This window comes from Kitasatospora sp. NPDC057500, from assembly GCF_042802195.1.
In the GTDB taxonomy this organism is placed as follows: Bacteria; Actinomycetota; Actinomycetes; order Streptomycetales; family Streptomycetaceae; genus Kitasatospora.
The window spans coordinates 4,126-6,822 of the sequence record NZ_JBHVER010000115.1 but is presented as its reverse complement, the minus strand read 5'-3'; the positions used below and the strand labels follow the sequence as shown (position 1 = coordinate 6,822).

3 protein-coding genes are annotated in these 2,697 nt (G+C 75.9%); 2 read left to right on the top strand and 1 reads right to left on the bottom strand.

The window, feature by feature from the left end:
• Positions 1-219 precede the first annotated feature (219 nt).
• Both ACFU74_RS23115 and ACFU74_RS23110 read left to right on the top strand, forming a co-directional pair.
• Positions 220-1,095 (top strand): GNAT family N-acetyltransferase, encoded by an 876-nt coding sequence (locus ACFU74_RS23115; protein WP_380759732.1) that lies wholly within the window; start codon positions 220-222, stop codon positions 1,093-1,095.
• Between the two features lie 17 nt (positions 1,096-1,112).
• Entirely contained in the window at positions 1,113-1,706 is a 594-nt protein-coding gene (locus tag ACFU74_RS23110) for a GNAT family N-acetyltransferase (RefSeq protein WP_380759707.1), read from the top strand.
• On the opposite strand, the gene ACFU74_RS23105 is transcribed toward ACFU74_RS23110, so the two are convergent.
• Positions 1,679-2,617, bottom strand: a complete 939-nt coding sequence (locus ACFU74_RS23105) for an aminoglycoside phosphotransferase family protein (protein WP_380759706.1) — start codon at positions 2,615-2,617, stop codon at positions 1,679-1,681. The genes ACFU74_RS23110 and ACFU74_RS23105 overlap by 28 nt on opposite strands.
• Positions 2,618-2,697 lie beyond the last annotated feature (80 nt).

The window sequence follows — 2,697 nt, the reverse complement described above, 5'->3', positions numbered from 1 at the left end:
CCGCGCGCTGCGGGCGGCGGGGGCCCCCGGGGCCGCCCCCCCCCCCGCCCCCGCGGGCGCCCCCCCCGGGGGGGGGGGGGGGGCCCCCCCGGTGTCGGGCGCGGGGGGGGGCCGCCGGGCCGCGCCCCCCCCCGCGGCCGTATCCGGGTGGGGCCAGGGAGTAGGGTGCGGCCAGAGTCGTCTCAGTAAGGTGCTGTCTCGATGCTCGATCGAGGTGTGATGCTCCCCAGCTCGTTCCAGGCCGCCCGCGCCCTGGCGACCACCCGCGTGCTGGAACCCCCGGACCTCGCCGACGCCCTCGCCGTCCTCCACCGCGACCCGGTCGCCAACGCCTTCGTCGCCACCCGGGTGGAGGCCGTCGGCCTCGACCCCTGGCGGCTCGGCGGCGAGATGTGGGGCTGGTACGACGAGAACGGCGAACTCGACGCGCTCTGCTACGCGGGGGCCAACCTGGTGCTGGTCGACGCCGGACCGCAGGCCGTCCAGGCCTTCGCCGAGCGTGCCCGGCGGCAGGGGCGCCGCTGCTCCTCCATCGTCGGGCCGGCCGGGCCGACGGCGGCGCTGTGGGCGCTGCTGGAGCGCAGTTGGGGGCCGGCCAGGGAGGTCCGGGCGCACCAGCCGCTGCTGTCGACGAGCGTGCCGTCCGCCGAGATCGCGCCGGATCCGCTGGTGCGGAGGGTGCGGCGCAATGAGATCGACATCCTGATGCCGGCCTGTGTGGCGATGTTCACCGAGGAGGTCGGGGTCTCGCCGCTGGCCGGCGACGGGGGGCTGCTCTATCAGGCCCGGGTCGCCGAACTCGTCTCCGCCGGGCGTTCGTTCGCCCGGTTCGGGGAGGACGGGGAGGTCGTCTTCAAGGCGGAGATCGGGGCCGTCACGGCGGGGGCCTGCCAGATCCAGGGGGTCTGGGTGGCGCCCGGGCACCGGGGGCAGGGGCTCTCCGAGACCGGGATGGCGGCGGTGCTGGACGTCGCGCTGCGGGAGGTGGCGCCGGTGGTCTCGCTGTACGTCAACGACTACAACCTGCGGGCCCGGGCCGCGTACCGGCGGGTGGGGTTCCAGGAGGTCGGGGCGTTCATGAGCGTGCTGTTCTGAGGGGCGGGGGCGGGTACATGGAGCGACAGGGCGTACAGGGCGGGGTGACTGTCGAGGCCATCGACCTGGCGGCGTGGGCTCCGCAGGCGCTCGATGTGCAGGCGGTGGCGTTCGGGCTGACACCGGAGGAGGTCATGGTCCGGCTGCACATCGTCGGGCGGCACGCGCAGCAGCCCGGGGTGATCGCGTTCGGGGCGTTCGGCGGGGGGCGGCTGGTCGGGTTCGGGTACGGGATGCCCAACCGTCGTGAGCACTGGTGGAGCACGGTGATCGAGCCGTACCTGGTCGCGCGGGGGCACGGGGACTGGCTGGACGACGTCTTCGCCGTCACCGAACTGCACGTGCTGCCGGAGTTCCAGGGGCGGGGGGTCGGCTCGGCGCTGATCCGCACGCTGACCGGGCGGTCCGGGATGGACCGCAGCATCCTCTCGGCGATCGACGCCGAGACGCCGGCCCGGCGGCTCTACCGGGCGCTGGGGTACCGGGACCTCGCGCGGGCCGTGCACTTTCCGAACACGGAGCGGCGGTACGCGGTGATGGGGGCGCCGTTGCCGTTGCGCGGGGCGGGCGGGGGCGGTCCGGCTCAGAGCGCGCCGGCGAACTCGAGGTAGAGCTCGGCCTCGGGGCGGCGTCCTGCGGCGAGGGCGCTCAGGGCGAGGTCGACGGCGCGGACCAGGGTCCAGCCGCGGAGGCGGTCGCGGTCGACGTCCAGGGCCTCGGCGAGTTGGTGCAGGCGCCGGCGGACGGCGGCGGGGACGCCGGGGGAGCCGACCAGGGTGTCGGCGCGGTCCAGGGCGAGGCGGGCCAGGTCGTAGGCGCGTTCGCCGACCAGGGGGCGGGGGGCGACGGCCAGCCAGGGGGACCGGTCGGCGGCGAGGACGTTGCCGTGGTGGAAGTCGCCGTGCAGGAGGAACCGCTCGGTGGCGGTGGTGGTGAGGGCGGTGGCGGTCTCCCGCGCCTCGGTGAGGAGGGGGGTGGCTTCGTCGGGGAAGGCGGGGGTGGGTGCTTCGGCGGGCGGCGGGGAGGTGGGCAGCGGAGGGGTGGTGGGGAGCGGAGGGGTGGGCGCGCTCCGGGGGAGGGGGAGCCAGAGGCGGTGGAGGAGGCTGGTGGCTTCCAGCGTGGCCTTGGGCTCGGCGAGGGAGCGGAGCGGGATCTCGCCGTGGAGGCGTTCCAGGAGGAGGACGTCGGTGGTGGGGGTCCGGTGGGCGTCGAGGAGGAGGACGGCGCCGCGGCCGGCCCAGGTGGTGAGGGCGTCGGGTTCGTGGGCGGTCTCGGGGGTGCGGAGGGAGACCTTGAGGGTGGCGGGGGTGAGGTCGTCGTCGCGGTGGACGTAGGCGACGAGGCTCCGGGAGCCGCCGGGGTCCAGGACGCGGTCCAGGGTGAGGCCGAGGCGGGTCAGCTGGGCGGCGACGAGGGCGGGCAGCTCGGCCAGCCAGCTGGGTGCCTCGGCGGGGTGGGTGGCGGTGATGCTCCGGGTGAGCCAGTCGGGGACGGGGATCTGTCCTGGTGCTGCTGCCGACATGGTGGCCTTTCGGTGGCGGGGCCCCTGGGGTGGTACGGGTTCATTGTCGGTTATGGGGGGGATGGGGTGGGGCGTCGACG